This is a genomic window from Baia soyae, assembly GCF_004341445.1.
GTDB classification, from domain to species: Bacteria; Bacillota; Bacilli; order Thermoactinomycetales; family Thermoactinomycetaceae; genus Baia; species Baia soyae.
On sequence record NZ_SLXV01000052.1, the window covers coordinates 1 to 17,362 of the forward strand.

18 protein-coding genes and 1 rRNA gene are annotated in these 17,362 nt (G+C 42.0%); 10 read left to right on the top strand and 9 right to left on the bottom strand.

What is annotated here, in order from left to right; translation table 11 throughout:
• Positions 1–63 (top strand): 16S ribosomal RNA (locus EDD57_RS12885); the annotation flags it as partial.
• 284 nt (positions 64–347) lie between these two features.
• On the opposite strand, the gene EDD57_RS12890 is transcribed toward EDD57_RS12885, so the two are convergent.
• The gene (locus EDD57_RS12890; protein WP_131849829.1) at positions 348–1,199 is read right to left on the bottom strand and encodes a DMT family transporter; all 852 of its coding nucleotides are present in this window, start codon (positions 1,197–1,199) and stop codon (positions 348–350) included.
• A 144-nt stretch (positions 1,200–1,343) separates the two neighbouring features.
• Between EDD57_RS12890 and EDD57_RS12895 the strand changes: the two genes are divergently transcribed.
• Together EDD57_RS12895 and EDD57_RS12900 are read left to right on the top strand one after the other, a co-directional pair.
• A complete protein-coding gene (locus EDD57_RS12895) occupies positions 1,344–2,039 on the top strand; it encodes a hypothetical protein (RefSeq protein ID WP_131849830.1) in 696 nt (231 codons plus the stop codon).
• A 190-nt stretch (positions 2,040–2,229) separates the two neighbouring features.
• Positions 2,230–2,709 carry a CBS domain-containing protein gene (locus EDD57_RS12900; protein WP_131849831.1) on the top strand — a complete coding sequence of 160 codons (480 nt, stop codon included), beginning with the start codon at positions 2,230–2,232 and terminating at the stop codon, positions 2,707–2,709.
• 103 nt (positions 2,710–2,812) lie between these two features.
• On the opposite strand, the gene EDD57_RS12905 is transcribed toward EDD57_RS12900, so the two are convergent.
• The gene (locus EDD57_RS12905; RefSeq protein WP_131849832.1) at positions 2,813–3,331 is read right to left on the bottom strand and encodes a P-loop NTPase family protein; all 519 of its coding nucleotides are present in this window, start codon (positions 3,329–3,331) and stop codon (positions 2,813–2,815) included.
• A 283-nt stretch (positions 3,332–3,614) separates the two neighbouring features.
• The gene (locus EDD57_RS14530; RefSeq protein ID WP_165873823.1) at positions 3,615–3,788 is read right to left on the bottom strand and encodes a hypothetical protein; all 174 of its coding nucleotides are present in this window, start codon (positions 3,786–3,788) and stop codon (positions 3,615–3,617) included.
• A gap of 321 nt (positions 3,789–4,109) precedes the next feature.
• Here EDD57_RS14530 and sufC point away from each other — a divergent pair, with 321 nt between their 5' ends.
• From sufC to sufB, 5 genes are read left to right on the top strand one after another with little or no spacing between them, the layout of a single operon-like run.
• Positions 4,110–4,895, top strand: coding sequence for a Fe-S cluster assembly ATPase SufC (sufC, locus tag EDD57_RS12910; protein WP_131849833.1), 786 nt, complete (start codon positions 4,110–4,112; stop codon positions 4,893–4,895).
• Positions 4,896–4,909: 14 nt separating this feature from the next.
• Entirely contained in the window at positions 4,910–6,199 is a 1,290-nt protein-coding gene (gene sufD, locus EDD57_RS12915) for a Fe-S cluster assembly protein SufD (RefSeq protein ID WP_131849834.1), read from the top strand.
• Positions 6,196–7,419, top strand: a complete 1,224-nt coding sequence (locus tag EDD57_RS12920; protein WP_131849835.1) for a cysteine desulfurase — start codon at positions 6,196–6,198, stop codon at positions 7,417–7,419. Before sufD ends, EDD57_RS12920 begins: the two co-directional genes overlap by 4 nt.
• Positions 7,406–7,834, top strand: coding sequence for a Fe-S cluster assembly sulfur transfer protein SufU (gene sufU, locus EDD57_RS12925; RefSeq protein WP_131849836.1), 429 nt, complete (start codon positions 7,406–7,408; stop codon positions 7,832–7,834). The genes EDD57_RS12920 and sufU overlap by 14 nt, the downstream gene beginning before the upstream one ends.
• Positions 7,835–7,852: 18 nt before the next feature.
• A complete protein-coding gene (sufB, locus tag EDD57_RS12930) occupies positions 7,853–9,304 on the top strand; it encodes a Fe-S cluster assembly protein SufB (RefSeq protein ID WP_131849837.1) in 1,452 nt (483 codons plus the stop codon).
• Positions 9,305–9,395: 91 nt separating this feature from the next.
• Here the strand turns inward: sufB and EDD57_RS12935 are convergent, their stop codons facing one another.
• From EDD57_RS12935 to EDD57_RS12950, 4 genes are all read right to left on the bottom strand, one after another.
• Positions 9,396–10,523, bottom strand: a complete 1,128-nt coding sequence (locus EDD57_RS12935) for an N-acetyldiaminopimelate deacetylase (RefSeq protein WP_131849838.1) — start codon at positions 10,521–10,523, stop codon at positions 9,396–9,398.
• A 25-nt stretch (positions 10,524–10,548) separates the two neighbouring features.
• Positions 10,549–11,754 carry an aspartate aminotransferase family protein gene (locus tag EDD57_RS12940; protein WP_131849839.1) on the bottom strand — a complete coding sequence of 402 codons (1,206 nt, stop codon included), beginning with the start codon at positions 11,752–11,754 and terminating at the stop codon, positions 10,549–10,551.
• 59 nt (positions 11,755–11,813) lie between these two features.
• On the bottom strand, positions 11,814–12,524 hold the full coding sequence (gene dapD, locus EDD57_RS12945; protein WP_131849840.1) for a 2,3,4,5-tetrahydropyridine-2,6-dicarboxylate N-acetyltransferase: 711 nt from the start codon (positions 12,522–12,524) through the stop codon (positions 11,814–11,816).
• Positions 12,525–12,631: 107 nt separating this feature from the next.
• Positions 12,632–13,960, bottom strand: coding sequence for a helix-turn-helix domain-containing protein (locus EDD57_RS12950; protein WP_131849841.1), 1,329 nt, complete (start codon positions 13,958–13,960; stop codon positions 12,632–12,634).
• Positions 13,961–14,053: 93 nt separating this feature from the next.
• Between EDD57_RS12950 and EDD57_RS12955 the strand changes: the two genes are divergently transcribed.
• The gene (locus EDD57_RS12955; RefSeq protein ID WP_165873824.1) at positions 14,054–14,908 is read left to right on the top strand and encodes a YihY/virulence factor BrkB family protein; all 855 of its coding nucleotides are present in this window, start codon (positions 14,054–14,056) and stop codon (positions 14,906–14,908) included.
• Between the two features lie 4 nt (positions 14,909–14,912).
• Positions 14,913–16,001, top strand: a complete 1,089-nt coding sequence (locus tag EDD57_RS12960) for an AI-2E family transporter (protein ID WP_131849843.1) — start codon at positions 14,913–14,915, stop codon at positions 15,999–16,001.
• A 226-nt stretch (positions 16,002–16,227) separates the two neighbouring features.
• Here EDD57_RS12960 and EDD57_RS12965 read toward each other — a convergent pair whose 3' ends face one another.
• A complete protein-coding gene (locus tag EDD57_RS12965; RefSeq protein WP_131849844.1) occupies positions 16,228–16,779 on the bottom strand; it encodes a hypothetical protein in 552 nt (183 codons plus the stop codon).
• Positions 16,780–16,848: 69 nt separating this feature from the next.
• A complete protein-coding gene (locus tag EDD57_RS12970; RefSeq protein ID WP_131849845.1) occupies positions 16,849–17,238 on the bottom strand; it encodes a hypothetical protein in 390 nt (129 codons plus the stop codon).
• Positions 17,239–17,362 lie beyond the last annotated feature (124 nt).

The window sequence follows — 17,362 nt, forward strand, 5'->3', positions numbered from 1 at the left end:
ATGACTGGGGTGAAGTCGTAACAAGGTATCCCTACCGGAAGGTGGGGATGGATCACCTCCTTTCTATGGAGCTCTTACGAGCATAACGAAATACACACTCTCAGGTCTTGGCTTCTTACTCACTCTTTAGTTTTCAGGGAATACCAAAACCCTCTTCTACTTGAAGAGGGTTTTTTCTATCTAAATAAAGAATAGATCTCTTTAAGGGGCTAATATCTATTCGTTTTTATGCAAGTTTATGCTATAATAAAAAACGAGATATTGCTCTTCCCCTATTTATTCCCTATAAAAAGAGTAGGCTCTGTGAGGCCTACTCTTTTTAGTGCATTCCTTAATCGAAAATCTGATTACAATCGAATGGTCACTAACCCTACAGCGAGCAGAACCAACGCTAACTTCTGAAAAGGCGATAACCGTTCCTTATACACCAAAATAGAAAGCAATGCCACCACCAAACTATTTGTTGCAAAGATCGGTGAGACAATACTTGCTGGTCCATCTCGCAACGCTAACGTATACGCCTGCATCCCTGCAAAAGAAAAAATTCCAGAGCTTAGCCCCCAGATCCAACCTACTTTTATAGCCTTTGCCGAACCAAGAGTTCCCCGTTTATAAAGTGAATCAATCGCAAACCAGATAACACCCATCGAATAACTAATAAATAAAATCATACTGTTCGAACGGTCTAATTCCTCTGTGATTTTCAGGCCGCCTGTCCGTAAAAAGAATAAAATCATGGCCGTAAATACATATAAATACCATGTCTTATTTCGAATGCGCAAGTTTTCATTTGGGTCAATCGGGATGATAAAGATAGCTAAAACAAGTAAGCCAACGCCAATTGATTCGGTTAATGAAAGTCTTTCGTTGTAAAATATCACAGACATGATCACAATAAATAAGATATTGCTGTTAATAATCGGAGAAGTGAGGCTTGCTGGTCCCCGATCTAATGCTTTCATAAATAAAATGTTACCTGCTATTGATCCAAAACCAATGATCAAGCCGGCAATCCAGACGATCGGCGAAGTATCCCATTCTCCAGTAACCAATAGATAACCTAAGAACCCAAGGGTACCCGTGACGTATAATCCAAATAATAACGTAGTATGAGAGCCTTTTTTAGCCGAGCTGACTTTCATCATAAAACCAGCTAATCCGAAGGCCAGAGAGCAGAAGATAGAGAGTAGAATCCACATGGTGAAAACAAATTCCTTTCTAGTTGTAGAATGGATTTATTGTAACTCTTCGTGAACCTTTAAACAAATTGTGAATAGATGAGATGGATCCTAGAGGCCATGGTACAATAGTGGCAACATGAACGTTTTTCGGAGGAGTTTTTTATGCCAAGCGACTTAAAACAATTAAAAGAAGAAGCGTATGAAGTAGTAGGGAAAACGCTTCCTAACGATACATTTTTAAACTTTGACCAAGAGTTAACCACAAGGATGCTGGTAGCGGTCTCGTGTATGCGAAAAGGGGCTAAGGACCTCGCGTACCGTCTGTTTGCAGCCAATGCGCAGGAAGGCCCACAGGAGAATGCGAACCAGCATTTTGCTTATGTAAGAAGCTTGATTGAGATGGCGGAGATGGATGCCGAGAGAGGTCAATACGTATTAGCAGAAGAAGAGATGGCTGAAGCATTAGTTCAGTATCCTGATTCGATGAGCTATATGATGAGTAAAGTTCATTTGGAAGTATATCTTCAATATTATCGCTTCCAAGCAGGAAAGCATGCACTGGCTGATGAGGAATTAAGGAGCGTAATTGGTCGCGAAAAGAAGAGATTTACAAGCTATTCCGATCAAGATGGAGTAGCGTTAGTGGGTCCAGCACTTTGTTACGCGATTCATCAACTTGCCCTGTTTTATGCAGAGGAAGGAAAGTGGGAGGAAGCTTGTGCGACGATAAAGCAGTCAGAGACGTATGCGATGGAGACGAATTTTTCTATGATTGAAGATGCACAAAAATTTATCGCTCAAGGACAGGGAGAGGAAGCATTCCAGTTGTTGCAACAAGCCTATATGTATCACGCGTGATGAAAAACACGCAGCCGGTTCCCATGTCCAAAATAAGTTTTTATTGTGGTTAAAGTTTATTTTTTCCATGACGTTTTGCTGGTAACTCTTATCTCCATTCAAAAAGGGTGGTAAAATAAATGTGATGCTGGGTGGATTGACGAAACATCCGTGCGCACAAATCAAATTTGTAATGTAGGGAGTCTTTAGTATGAAAGGAAATGCTGAAACTCTATTATTTTCTAAGGAAGTCGCCCCTTTCATTATCCCGAAGGAACAGGTAACTGTTGTAAAGCCTGATTGGACATTGGATCGTGCTTTATTAGTCCTCACACGCCGTGGACAGAATTCAGTTCCTGTTATTAATGATGAGAATCAAATTGAAGGAGTCATTAGTAAAACGAATATCTTGGATCATCTGTATGAGTTGAGTCGCGAAAAAGAAAATGAACTTGATTTTTCAAAGCTAAATCAGTTTAAAGTTCACGAAGCAATGGATTTAAATCACAGTGGAATCTTATCAAACTCGATTTTTTCCTTTGCTTTTGAAATCCTAGTGAACCGGTCCTATATTCCTATTATTGATATACGAAACCAATTTTTGGGAATTTTGACTCGCAGGGTGATGATGGAAAAGGTAATTGAATATTTTCATGGTGAATACTTGCAGACATTAGCAGATCCTGTATAGTCTTCGTAATGAGGTAGGATGTGCTGGAGAACATAGTAGAGAAAACAAATAAGCCGCTTCTAGGGGAACCTCCCTAAGGCGGCTTTTAACGTTGGAGATGAAATTAAATGAAATATTTAGAAGAAGGACGGTTTCCTTGTTGTTGAAGGTCTTGTAGTAGTTGTCGTTTGGAACAAGTATGGAGAAATTGAATGATTTCTTCCCAATAGAGGATATCACCATTTCGGTCTAATTCCATGGAGATGTTTTTTTGATGGAGAAGCCAGCTCTGTAATGTGATTTTCATTAGTGGGAGTTGAAAATCTTCGTAATAGCAATTTGCTAGCATTTGTTTCATATCATCATAGACATTTTTGTATACGATTTCTTGAATGATTTCAGGAAGAAAGGGTGCAATCCGAACCTCTTTACGTTGTTGTGCCCAAAATTTTAGTAGCCTTCTTTTACTTAGGCTGTGTTGGTAGGCCTTGATTCCCAATGATTCAGTTGAAGAGGCTTGATAATTTGATTTTTGCTCATAGACCATAGGCCATCGTTTTTTTTCAATCGTTCTATTCAATAAAGGAAAAACATTTTCATGGGCAAGGTTGAAATCTTGATTACGAGTGCGAATCTTCTTCATAAAATCTGCCTCCTAGCGAAAATAAAGAAAGAGAAAGAAAAAGGATAAAAGCTACTTTCTAAAGAGGATTCTATATCTACTTCTATTGTACATGAATGATGGATGTTCTATTAGCAGTGAGTGTGTAGAAAGATTGAATGATTGATGTGTTTTGAAAAATAAATAAGGAGATAAAGGGGGAAATCGATACGAATAAATAGACACAAATCTATTTTATCGAATTCATAGGGAAAAAGATATGAAAAAAGTGCACAATATATTAGACGAATAGAGGAGAATTTTACTAAATTCCTTCCTCTTTGGGCTGTGATTTTGGTTCTTGTTCCTTCTTTGGTAGAAACCAGCCGTTTTCGAGTGGTATGTAATGATCTCTGTTTTTCTTGTGCAGAGGGCAAAAATCACATCTTCCACCTGGACGTTGTTTATAACACTCGATACAGCGAATGGGTTTGCTCATGATCCCACACCTCTTTGCTGAAGAATAAAAATATTTGATTGTACTTAAATAACATGGGTACGGTGTAGGAGTGAAGGCTATAATAGCGTTAATGAAATTCATTTTGGAAACATTTCTTGAACTCCTTGGAGAGGTCGAGTAAAATAAAATGAGAATCACTTGATAATCACTCTAATCTAGACTTTGATTTCATCATATCATATCCTATGATATAGAGAGAATGATGCTAATGCCGATTCTTGTAGAAGATGGTGGCTGTTTGGCATTTATGATTACGAGAATATATAGGTATCGATATTGATTTCATGGAGGGAATGTAGGATGTCAAATAAACCGAATCTAACGCTCAAAGATATAAAAGTAGAGATCGAAGGGCGAGAAATTTTAAAGGGTGTAAACATTGAGATCAAGGGTGGAGAAATTCATGCCATCATGGGACCAAACGGAACAGGTAAGTCAACGCTAGCTTCTGCTCTAATGGGTCATCCGAAGTATGAGATCACAAGCGGAGAAGCACATCTAAATGGAGAAGACTTATTGGAGATGGAAGTAGATGAACGTGCTCGCGCGGGCCTATTCCTAGCTATGCAATATCCATCCGAAATAAGCGGTGTAACCAATTCTGACTTCCTTCGTAGTGCAGTGAATGCGAAACGTGGAGAAGGAAATGAAATCTCTCTTATGAAGTTTATCCGTGAGATGGACTCTAAGATGGATGTGCTAGAGATGGATCAAAAGTTTGCTACTCGTTATCTAAACGAAGGTTTCTCGGGTGGAGAAAAGAAGCGTAACGAAATCCTACAAATGATGCTTCTGAAGCCAGGAATTGCAATCTTGGATGAGATTGACTCAGGACTTGATATCGATGCATTAAAAGTGGTAGCAGAGGGTGTAAACTCGATGCGTAATGATGAGTTTGGTTGCCTCATTATTACTCACTATCAACGTTTGCTAAATTATATTAAACCTGACTTTGTTCACGTATTTATGCAAGGACGTATCGTGAAATCAGGTGGACCAGAACTAGCTGAGCGCCTTGAGGCAGAAGGTTATGACTGGGTGAAAGAAGAGTTGGGTATTGAAGACGAAACGGTAGGAAAAGGTTAAGGATGGTGTCGGTGATGAGCTTAGAGACAAAATTGCAGTTTGATGATCAGTTTATAGCCAAGCTATCTCAGGATCTTCAAGAGCCTGCTTGGATGTTAGAGCATCGTTTGGCAGCTTTTCACAAAATAAATGAGCTTCCTCTACCTAAGTTGGAGAAAACCAATCTAAGCAAATGGAATTTCGATAGCTTTACTCCTTATACGGAAGCGGCTCCACTACAAAGCTTGAGTGAACTGCCGGAAGATGTACAAGCTCTTTTATTTGATGAAAACAATGTCTTGGTACAGAAAAATTCATCTGTGGTTTATAAGCAACTCCAAGAGGAGTTACAAGCCAAAGGTGTGATCTTTACAGATTTGAATACAGCTAGTAGCAAACATGAGGATCTCGTAAAGCAGACCTTTATGACTCTCGTGACGAAAGATGCTCACCGTTTGACTGCCCAACATGGCGCACTTGCTACAGGAGGAATCTTCCTCTATGTACCACGTAACGTAGAAGTGGAAATTCCATTCCAAGGTCTTTTCTACGCAGAAGGTGAGCAGGTTGCGATTTTCCCACATGTGGTGATTGTCGCAGAAGAGAATAGCCGTGTGGAATTTGTGGCAAACTTTGCTTCCAAAGGGGAAGTAGCACTCTCCAATGCGGTGATTGAAGTTGTTGCGAAACAAAACGCAAAAGTACGTCTCGCAACGATCAGTAACATGGGAGCTTCTACTGTTGACGTGCTATATCGACGCGCCAATATCGGCCGTGATGCCGAGATGGAATATATTATTGCGGATCTCAGCGAAGGTCGAGTCATCTCCAATAGTACGAGTCATCTAAATGAATCAGGTGGTATCGCAAACGTAAAATCGATAGCACTTGGTTCTGGCGATATGAGAGCGAATATTACTTCCTCAGCGTACCATTGGGGCACGCATACTGCGAGTGATGTAAATGCGCGTGCGGTGATGAAAGATAACGCTTCTTGCATTACAAACAGTATTACGAAGATCGAAAAAGGTGCTAGTAAGGCAGATGGTCAACAATCGAGTAAAGTGCTAATGCTTAGCGACCAGGCTCGTGGTGATTCAAACCCAATCTTGCTTATCGATGAAAATGACGTAACAGCAGGTCATGCGGCTTCAGTTGGCCGAGTGGATGCGAACCAATTGTATTATCTAATGTCTCGTGGAATCCCACGTGTAGAGGCAGAACGCCTAGTGGTTCGCGGCTTCTTAGATGCAGTTGTGACGGAGATCCCTTCTGATAGCTTACGTAAAACGATCCATCAGTTAATCGAGAGGAAACTACGATGACCAACCCGTGGAAAAAGGATTTTCCGATCCTACACCAACAGGTAAACGGTCACCCGTTAGTTTACTTGGACAGTGGGGCTACTTCACAGAAGCCTTATCCTGTTATCGAAGCAATGTCCCAGTACTACGAGGGGTATAACTCAAACGTTCATCGAGGCGTTCATACCCTGGGGACGAAGGCAACAGATGGATTTGAAGGTGCTCGTGAAAAGATACGCAAATTCATCAATGCTAAATCGGTTCAAGAGATTATCTATACTCGGGGTACGACAACCGCGATCAATCTAGTTGCTTCTAGCTATGCTCGGATGAACCTACAACCAGGCGATGAGATTATCACTACGGTTGCGGAACATCATAGTAACTTTATCCCTTGGCAACAGGCGGCTAAAGCGACAGGAGCTACTTTCAAGTTTTTCCCGCTAGAAGCAGATGGAACGCTTGATTTAGCGAAAGTAGCCGAGATGATCACACCGCAAACGAAAATGATTGCCATTCATCATTTATCCAATGTGATGGGAACCGTACAACCGATTAAAGAACTTGCACAGATGATTCATGAGGTGGGCGGTGTCATTTCCGTAGATGGTGCTCAAGCGGCGCCGCATATGAGAGTGGATGTTCAAGATTTGGATGTAGACTTCTATCAGTTTTCGGGTCATAAAATGATGGGTCCCACTGGAATCGGGGTATTGTATGGGAAGAAGGCCTTGCTCGAACAGATGGAGCCGATTGAATTTGGCGGAGAGATGATCGACTTTGTCGACTTGTACGATTCTACTTGGAAAGAGCTACCTTGGAAATTTGAAGGTGGGACCCCGATCATCGCAGGAGCGATTGGACTTGGTGCGGCGATTGACTATTTAGAATCAGTAGGAATGGATACCATTGAAGAACACGATCGCAGGCTTGCTACGTACGCAGCCGAGCAGATGAGTCAGGTAGAAGGGCTTACGATTTATGGTCCTAAGTCAGAACGTACGGGTTTGGTTACATTTAACCTAGGTGATGTTCATCCACATGATGTGGCTACTGTGCTTGATGCAGAAGGAATTGCCGTCCGTGCCGGCCATCATTGTTGCCAACCGCTGATGAGATGGTTAAAAGCGTCTTCTACAGCACGTGCGAGCTTCTATCTCTATAATGACGAATCAGACATTGATGCGCTTGTGAAAGGATTAAAAAAGACAAAGGAGTACTTCGGACATGTCTTTAGATGATCTTTATCGTCGTGTCATCATGGACCATTATCAACATCCTCGTAATAAAGGGACGTTTGAAGATGGAACCGTCTCAATTGAGCTGAACAACCCTACGTGTGGAGATCGTATTTCTCTACAGCTTCACTTAGAAGAGGGCAAAATTACGAAGGCTATGTTTACGGGCGAAGGTTGCTCCATCAGCCTATCCTCCGCGTCTATGATGACAGAAGCAGTAAAAGGGTTGACGTACGATCAAGCTTTAGAGCTGGTTGATCTATTTTCTCGTATGATGCTGGGTGAAGAGGTCGACATCGAGAAATTCCCATTAGAAGATATTGAAGCCTTGACTGGAGTGGCAAAATTTCCTGCTCGCATCAAATGTGCGACACTCGCGTGGAAAGCTCTGGAAAAAGGGGTAAATGAATATAAATAACTGAAGGAGGAGAGACACATGGCAGAAAATCTACCGAATGTACCAGATTACAGCGATGTACCCGAAATCTCCGATTATAAATACGGATTTCGCGATAAAGATGTATCAGTGTTCCGTTCAAAGCAAGGTTTGAACCGTGAGATCGTAGAGGAAATTTCCCGTATGAAGGGTGAATCAGACTGGATGTTGCAGTTCCGTCTCAAGGCACTAGAGCAATTCGAAAAGATGCCAATGCCGGACGATCTGAACAGCAAATGGTTCTCCTTGCTACCGGGTGATCTAAGCGAATTAGACTTTAATAATATCACTTACTATGTAAAACCTTCCGAACGACAAGGGAAGACATGGGAAGAGGTACCGGATGAAATTAAGCAGACGTTTGACAAACTAGGGATTCCAGAAGCAGAGCAAAAGTTCTTAGCGGGTGTATCAGCTCAGTACGAATCTGAAGTTGTATATCATAGCATGCAAAAAGAACTTGAGGATCAAGGTGTGATCTTCTGTGATACCGATACAGCGCTTCGTGAGCATCCAGAAATCTTCCAAGAGTATTTTGGAACCGTTATTCCAACTGTGGATAACAAGTTTTCTGCGCTAAACAGTGCGGTATGGTCTGGTGGATCCTTTATCTATGTACCACCAGGTGTGAAGTGTGAGGTACCACTACAAGCTTATTTCCGTATTAACTCAGAGAACATGGGCCAATTTGAGCGTACTCTTATCATTGCGGATGAAGGAAGCTTCGTTCACTATGTAGAAGGATGTACCGCTCCAATCTACAGCACAAATTCTCTCCATAGTGCGGTAGTTGAGATTGTGGTTAAGAAGAATGCTCGTGTTCGTTATACCACCATCCAAAACTGGGCTCCAAATATTTACAACCTAGTTACAAAGCGTGCTGTTTGTGAAGCAGGCGGACATATGGAATGGGTAGATGGTAACATTGGTTCCAAACTTACCATGAAGTATCCAGCTGTTGTGATGAAAGGTGAAGGCGGGAAAGCAGATATTCTTTCCATTGCCGTAGCCGGAAAAGAACAACATCAAGATGCGGGTGCGAAAGTAACGATGCTGGCTCCTAACTGTACGGCTACGATTATTTCGAAGTCGATTAGTAAACAGGGTGGGAAAGTTACCTATCGTGGGTTAGCTAAATTTGGTAAGAACTCCGAAGGATCGAAAGCAAATATTAAATGTGACACCCTCATTTTAGATGGTGAATCTACTTCGGATACGATCCCATATAATGAGATCCTAAATGATAACATTATGTTGGAACATGAAGCGACTGTGTCGAAAGTGTCCGAGGACCAACTCTTCTACTTGATGAGTCGTGGACTTACGGAAAACGAAGCAACTCAGATGATTATCATGGGCTTCATTGAACCATTTACAAAAGAGTTACCAATGGAATATGCCGTTGAGATGAATCGTCTGATCAAGTTTGAGATGGAAGGCTCGATTGGTTAATAAAGATTCAAATGACAAAAACACGTCAGAGCGTTTATCCTCTGACGTGTTTTTTTTATGTTTCGTCGATTTGTAGCTTCGATTTCTTCTGCTATTTGCTCGAAGCTACATGGGTCAAATAGCGACTCATCAGCTCTATAGCGACGGAGATGGCATCTTCACTTGGTTCAATCTGTGGATGATGGAGTCCGTAAGGAGTATCAACACCTAGCCAGAACATCATGCCAGGGATTTGTTCTAGGAAGTAGCCGAAGTCTTCGCCTGTGAGGGCTTCTTGGCACTCGATGAGTTGAAAGTTGGTTTCGCTACGGGTCCAGTCCATAAATTCTTGGGTAAGCCGGTGGTGGTTATATACTTGGCAATAGTTTGATCCCCATGTAAGGGTACCTTTGCATTGGAACGATTCTTCGATCCCCTGAACGATGGATTGACAACGCTTCTTTATCAGTTCCATGGATTCGGTTGATAAGGTGCGAATGGTTCCTTCGAGAAGTGCTTCCCCGGCGATAATGTTTTCTTTCGTTCCGGCGTGTAGTTTCCCGATGGTGATAATGGCCGAATCGAGCGGGTTTATATTACGGGCTATGATGGTTTGGAGTTGGCCAACCAGTTGTGATGTGGCGACCACCATATCATGAGCGAGATGAGGGTATGCAGCATGGCCACTTTTTCCTTGAAGCTGGATAAAGATTTCTTGCGTATTGGCAAATAAAATGCCCGGTCGAGTGGCAACGGTGCCAACTGGGTGTTCGGGTGCGATGTGGAGCGCATAGATTTGGTCGGGCTTCCAGCGCTGAAATTCGTCACTTTGCAGCAGGGGTTCTGCACCACCAGGTCCTTCTTCGGCTGGCTGGAAGAGGAATAACAAGTGATCATCTACAGGATGATGAACGAAATGGTGAATGAGGCCAAGTGCAATGGTCATATGTAAATCGTGACCACAAGCATGCATATACCCTGGATTCCGTGAAGGGAAAGGAAGGGTAGTTTGCTCAGTGAGTGGCAAACCGTCCATGTCTGTCCGATAGGCGATGGTTTGACGTGGATTTTTCCCTGTGATCCGTACCAGTACGCCGGTTCTCCATGTTTGTAGTTCGAGGCGATCCTGGGGTAGGGATTCGAGAAAGGATAAGATGTATTTTTGGGTTTGGAATTCTTCGAATCCGGGTTCGGGAATTTGGTGGAGATCGCGGCGAATTTGGATTAGGTCGGGCTTCATGGTCGTAGTTCTCCTCTCTGCTCCTTTAGGCTAAATGTAATAAGACTTCTCGTAAAGTAGTGAGGAAATGATTGATTTCGCTCGCTTGTAGGGTTAGGGGCGGGAGAAGCCTGATTACGGTTTTGGCGGCGATATCGACTAGGATGCCTCGGGTAAGGAGTTCGTTTTGTATGTGCGAGACTTGTCCTGCTGTGAGATGGGTGCGAATCCCAATCATCATACCACGACCTTGGATGGTGGCGATCTGTTCAGGGAATTGCTCTTGTAGCATTTGTAAACCAGTCCAAAGTTCCTGAGCGGCGAGGCGCCCCCTTTCTAATTGTCCTTCTTTGAGCAGTATATCTAAGACGGTATTGCCTAGGGCCGCGCTGAGAGGAGAGGGAGCAAAGGTGGTTCCGTGATCACCGTATCCAAATACGTCTGCTGCTTTGTGATTCGCGATGATTCCTCCGAGGGGTAATCCGCCCCCGATTCCTTTGGCAAATAAGATCAGATCGGGACTCAGTCCTGGTAGGTCTTCGTGTTGATAGGCAAATAGAGCACCCGTACGGCCAATGCCAGTTTGAATCTCGTCGAGAGCAAATAACATCCCGTGTTCTCGGCATAGTCCTTGCGCGTGAAGTAGAAATTCGTGTGGTAGGGCATAAACGCCACCAGCTCCAAGAATCGGCTCGAATAGGATCGCGGCCGGCTTCTCTGTACGGCAAATTTCGTCTAGTTCTTCGATGGTGGTCGCTTCAAACACAGGGTAGTTTAACTCAGGGAAGTCTTGATAAATATGAGGCTGTCGTGTGAGCCGGACAGCCCCTAGTGTGCGGCCATGAAAGCCATTGGTATACACGATGATGCCTTGTCGCTCTGGAGCATGTGCCCTACTCCATTTGTGTATGAGTTTAATAGCAGCTTCTGTCGCCTCAGCCCCGGAGTTGCAGAAGTATACTTTTCCATCATTGACGGTATGTTCGACAAGCCGTTGCGCTAGTTGAATAGCAGGAGAGTTTAAGAACAGATTGCTAATATGTAAAAAACGTTTTCCTTGCTCCACCAATGTTTCCATGAGACGTGGATGGGAGTGGCCGAGTGTGTTGACACCAAGGCCTGTGAAGAGGTCTAGGTATGTATTGCCTTCCGTATCGGTTATATAGTTACCATGGGCGTGATCAATGGCGATGGGAAGGCGTTTTACTGTATGCATGATAAAAGTTTCATCTAGTTGTTGAATCGATTTCATGAAGTGTCACCTCACACGAGTTTAAAATATGAAAAGGAGCCCCGAAGGGCCCTCTCTGTTTACAATTGGCGTAATTCTTGTTTGATTTCTGTTTTCGAGCGAGTTTTTTCATCAATCTCTTTGATGACTCGAGCAGGCGTACCGGCTACAACCACATTCGGTGGAACATCATCTACGACAACAGCTCCAGCGGCTACAACGGAACCTTCTCCAATACGGATTCCTTCTAAGACAACCGCATTTGCTCCGATTAATACATTATCTTCTACGATGACCGGAGTAGCTGATGGTGGTTCGATCACCCCTGCGATCACCACTCCAGCTCCGATGTGACAATTTTTACCAATGGTGCCACGTCCGCCGATTACTGCGTTCATGTCGACCATGGTTCCTTCACCGATTACAGAACCGATATTGATGACGGCTCCCATCATGATAACCGCGTTTGCCCCGATTTCCACTTGGTCACGAATGATAGCACCTGGTTCGATACGAGCATGAATGTGCTTGTTTTCAAGTAGTGGAATAGCAGAGTTGCGACGATCATTTTCTACTACGAAATCTTCAATCTGAGCTTGGTGAGCTTGTAAAATCGGTTCGATATGTTTCCAATCACCGAAAATCGTACCAACATGGCCGTTGATAAATGATTTTACATTTTCCCCAAAGGATACATTTTCTAATTGTCCTTTTATATATACTTTTACAGGAGTCTTTTTCTCGCTGTTCTTGATAAAGTCAATGATTTGATTTGCGTCCATTAGTTGCATATGGTGTTCATCCCCTTTGTCATTCTAAAAAATACAGCTAACTTGTTAAAGTATAGCATACTCGATTTGGGTACTAAAGTATTGGAGTGTCATAGATGCTACTGCTCTTAGATAATATCGTTGTGAACGATATAAGACTCTTGTTTCGTCTGCTGAAGAGAGTACGTCTTCCGCATACAATGGATAAACTCCTTATCATCGATACCTTCATAACAGCTAGCGAGTTGCATCCAAAGCTTTGCTTCTCTTTCTTTATACTCATGCTTTTCTGCTAGAGCGACTGCTTGCTGTAAATGCTCAATCGCTTCAGCTGTTTGATCTCTTTTACGGCAAATCTCTCCCATGACGGATAAGTTTGAGATCAGACGCGCTGCATCTTGATATTTCTTCGAAATCGTAATTGCTTCAAGGAAATATTCGTAGGACTTGTCCAGCTCTCCGTTTACCATCGATAGGAGACCAAACTGTGTATAGACACTCGCTATCCGTGCCCCATCTGGGAAAGATCCGCGTAGCTTTAGCGCAGTCTCTAGGGCTTGCTCAGCTAAGTTATATTTCTTTTGCTCTAGGTAGATCGAGCCAAGAAGTGTCCAGAGTTCGAATAGAGAAATTAGCTTACTATTCCTTCTAGCAAGGGTAATTCCTTGTAAGGTGAACTGAATCGCTTCATCAAGGAAACCAGAGCGTTTCGAGAAATCAGCTCGGAGCCAAAAGAACATTAGTTTTGTTTCAATTCGATCCACATGCTCTACTTCGTCCCAAATCTCTTGGATTAGCTGCATACCTTCTGTGATACGACCTAATCGCTGTAAGCAGACACCTTTATTTCTCAGTAGGAGATGCCGGATATGAAGACGTTCTCCATTTTGCACCCAGACGTTTAAGCCTTGATTTGCATAGCTAAGGGCTTGTGTATGATTGTTTTGGAGATAAGAGATGACGCCTAACATGAGGTAGCCAGCCGATTCAATGTTATTTTCTCGATTTTCTCCTTGTTGGACACAGCGAATCGCATTATGAAAAGCTCGCTCTGCTTGACGATATTTATTTTTCGAGAAATAACATCTCCCTTTATAGTAGTAAACTTGAGGAATTAACGGATGATGATCATCTACCGGCATTTTATCTAGGGTTTGCAGAGCCTCATCAAACTTTCCTACCTCACGAAGCGTACTCACGATTTGTAGCTGAACAAATAACTCTTGTAGTTCTTGTTGCTCTTTTTCTAGAATTTCAGGTAGCTTTTGAGCAGGGATGTCTAGTTTATCTAGCAAATAGGTAACTTTTTCTGGACTTACATGAGCTACCCCGCGCTCAATATTACTAACCGTAGCAGGGGAGATATTTTCATCTGCCAAGTCTTCCAGTCTCAATCCACGTTCTTTTCTCACTCTGCGGATTACTTCGCCCATTTCATGAAGCGAGATTAGGGACATATTGGTTCACCTCGGTTTTTTAATATAGATTGTAGATCAGCAAAAAAGGATATAAATAGACTAAACTCTAAAACGGAAAGGAGAAAGGAGTTTTTGAACATATGGAAAATATGCAAAGAAGTAATCATTACAATTACACATCGCTATTTTGAGGATCGGGTGGGTGACTTAGCGGCTCAATTGGCATATTATCTGTTACTTTCATTATTTCCATTTTTAATGTTAGCTTTCACAATCATTGGATATCTTCCGATTTCAGGTTCAGAGCTTCTTGAAACGATTCATCCTTATGCTCCACCCTCTACCTACGAACTTATTCGTAGCAATTTGTATGTTATTATGGATCAAAAGAGTGGTAAAGTACTTTCGATCAGCTTGGTGGCGACAATCTATATCGCCTCTCTAGCATTCCACTCTATTATACGTATATTAAATAATGCGTATCAAGTAAAGCAAGAACGCACTTTTTGGAAACAGTTATGGGTCGGCTTTTTCTTGATGGTGGGTATTTTAATCGGGTTGATTGTTTCGCTCGGTGTGTCGGTATTTGGTGAGGTGTTAGCACATACCTTATTTCCTTGGCTTGGAGCAACATCAGGCTTCATTGATATATGGCTGTTGTTACGTTGGTCAGCAGGAAGTACGATTTTATTTATCGTTTTTTATTCCCTCTATATCTTTGCCCCCCATACCCATGTCGGATATCGACAGGCACTCCCTGGTGCATTACTTGCTACTTTTGGATGGCAAATCAGCTCGTACTTTTTTGCCCTCTATGTGGGGAGATTTGGCAATTACTCGTTAGTGTACGGGAACTTAGGTGCTTGGATGGTACTATTGGGTTGGTTTTACTTAAGCGCACTCATCTTAATTATAGGCGGAATGTTCAACGCCACCCTTTGTCAGATTACAGCAAGAGCAAAGGATAGTAAACAGGAAAGCGGGTGAGATGATGCCTAAATCAAAATGGTTTTTGTTTGGTTATGGGATCGTAATATTATTTTTAATTATACTGCTGGGAAGCAAAATTAGCTTTATCTTTCATCCGATTGTGGTTTTTTTTCAAACCTTATTTTTTCCATTTCTCATATCAGGGGTCTTATATTATTTGTTTCGCCCTGTAGTCGATATCCTAATGAAACTTCGGTTTCCAAGATCGCTTGCGATTTTAACCATCTATTTAGTGGTGATCGGATTGATGGTCCTATTTGGATTCCTGATCGGGCCTCCACTCAGCGATCAAGTAGAGAAATTAATCAAAAATCTCCCTTCGATGATGGATATCGCACAAGTGCAGTTTGTGAAAATGTCACATCATCCTTGGATCGAGCCTTATGTTGATTGGAATGAGATTTCTCAAACGGTAGTCAGCTATCTAAAAACGAGTTACGCGGTAATCGGTGATAACATTGCGAATTTCATTAGTGTGGTTACCAATATTATTACGGTTCTCGTTACAGTTCCGTTTATCTTGTATTACATGTTACGAGAAGGACATAAAACGCCCGACTATTTCTTGCAACTGTTTCCTGAGTGGGAGAGAAAGCAAGGAATGGCGATATTACGCGACTTGGACCTAGCGCTTAGCTCGTATATCAAAGGCCAAGTGATTGTGAGTATGTCGATCGGAGTCTTATTATATATCGGCTATTTGATCATCGGGATTGATTACTCGCTTCTATTAGCGATTATCGCGATGTTTACCAATGTGATTCCGTTTATCGGCCCCCTACTTGGGATGATTCCAGCACTGATCGTGGCACTGATTACTTCACCTGATATGGTGTACCAAGTCGTCATCGTTGCCGTCTTAGCACAACAGCTAGAAGGGAATCTGATTTCGCCTTATGTAATGGGGAAGAGCTTAAAGATTCATCCATTGACGATTATCTTGGTGTTGTTGGTGGCAGGTAGTTTAGGCGGATTCTTAGGGCTATTGCTCGCGGTGCCTACGTATGCGGTGTCTAAGGTGATCGTGGTGCATGCGTATCGCTTGTATGCGCTGAGGAGACAGGATCGGACGTTAGGGATGCATAAGTGAATACTCTCTGGATACGGCAAGGTCAATCAATACACATGCCATAGTACATCTATGAACTCTTACGAAAATCACCTTCCCAAGTAAGCCCTTGAGAAGGTGATTTTCGTAAGAGTTAACGGTTTTTCATCCAGAGTTGGGGCTTCCTTAAAGGAGTTATGATCAGCAATATAACTAGAAGAGACGTGGTTTGACTGTAGATCTGTTATATGTAATGTTTTTAAAGCAATCATTTACTAGATTTTTCATTCTTCTTGTTCTTAATTTTGTTATCTAAAAGCTTTGATCCGCAAAGATCAATCACAACTAGTACACCTGCTAAAAAAAGCGATGACAAAAAGGATTTGGGTTTTATATCTGACATGAAGGTAAACACAAAGTGAATAACCAAAGCGTTCATCATTATGCTTATTGGAAGAATTAAATAAGGCTGGAGCTTTAGAGGAACTAGCCTGTTTACAATATGCTTTATGGGAGCATCGAAAAGACTGTTGATTAGCAGGATAAAAGATAAATAAAACGCTAGACTAAGTAGCTCCTTCCAATTCCCAGAGAAGCTCCCTGCAAAGAGGTAATTACTTCCCAGAATAGCTAGAAAGTATAATATCCCTACAGCAAATATCGGTATCAAGAAGAATAGAGAAAAAAAACCTGAACCGATTAGTATACCCTTTAGTTTTAGAGCTTTCTTATCTTCATCATCAGATATCTTCCAAATCCATAATGTTACAAGAAGGTAGACGATAACTATAATAAGAGCGACAAGAAACCATAGTTTCAAAGTAACCTTCCTCTCTATATTATAAAAAAACTATAGGGACTCAAAGAATCCCTATAGAAGTTTGAAATATTATACAACCCATGATACCCACTGAGCAATAAGTCGAGCCTCCGCTGGTGGTACGCCTACTTTCACTAATCCAGCTATAATAGCTGATTCTTTCCACACATCAAGATCATCTAGTACGGAAAGTGTTTTATTTCTCCATTTATATACAGGGCCTCTATATTTAGCAGGTAACGATTTAATTAACTTATCAGAATTACGAAGTAAAAACTTTACTGCTGCTTTACCTATTGCGGACCAAGCCTGTGGTTCAACCTGCTGTGGTGAATTTGTTGATTGTGTAATTTGTGTTCTAGGACCTTCGTTTGCAGAAGCAGTTGAAACAGTACCTAATAAAGCAGTAGCACCTATAACAGTTGCCATAGTAAAAGAAATAATTTTACCCTTATTCACACTATCACTCCTTATTTGATTATACTAAAATCAGGTGTGTTGATTTGCATAATTTTGGGAGTTAGAGCAATGATCTATGACATTCTTCATGAAGGAACTGATAGATCCTCAGTAACCATTCGGT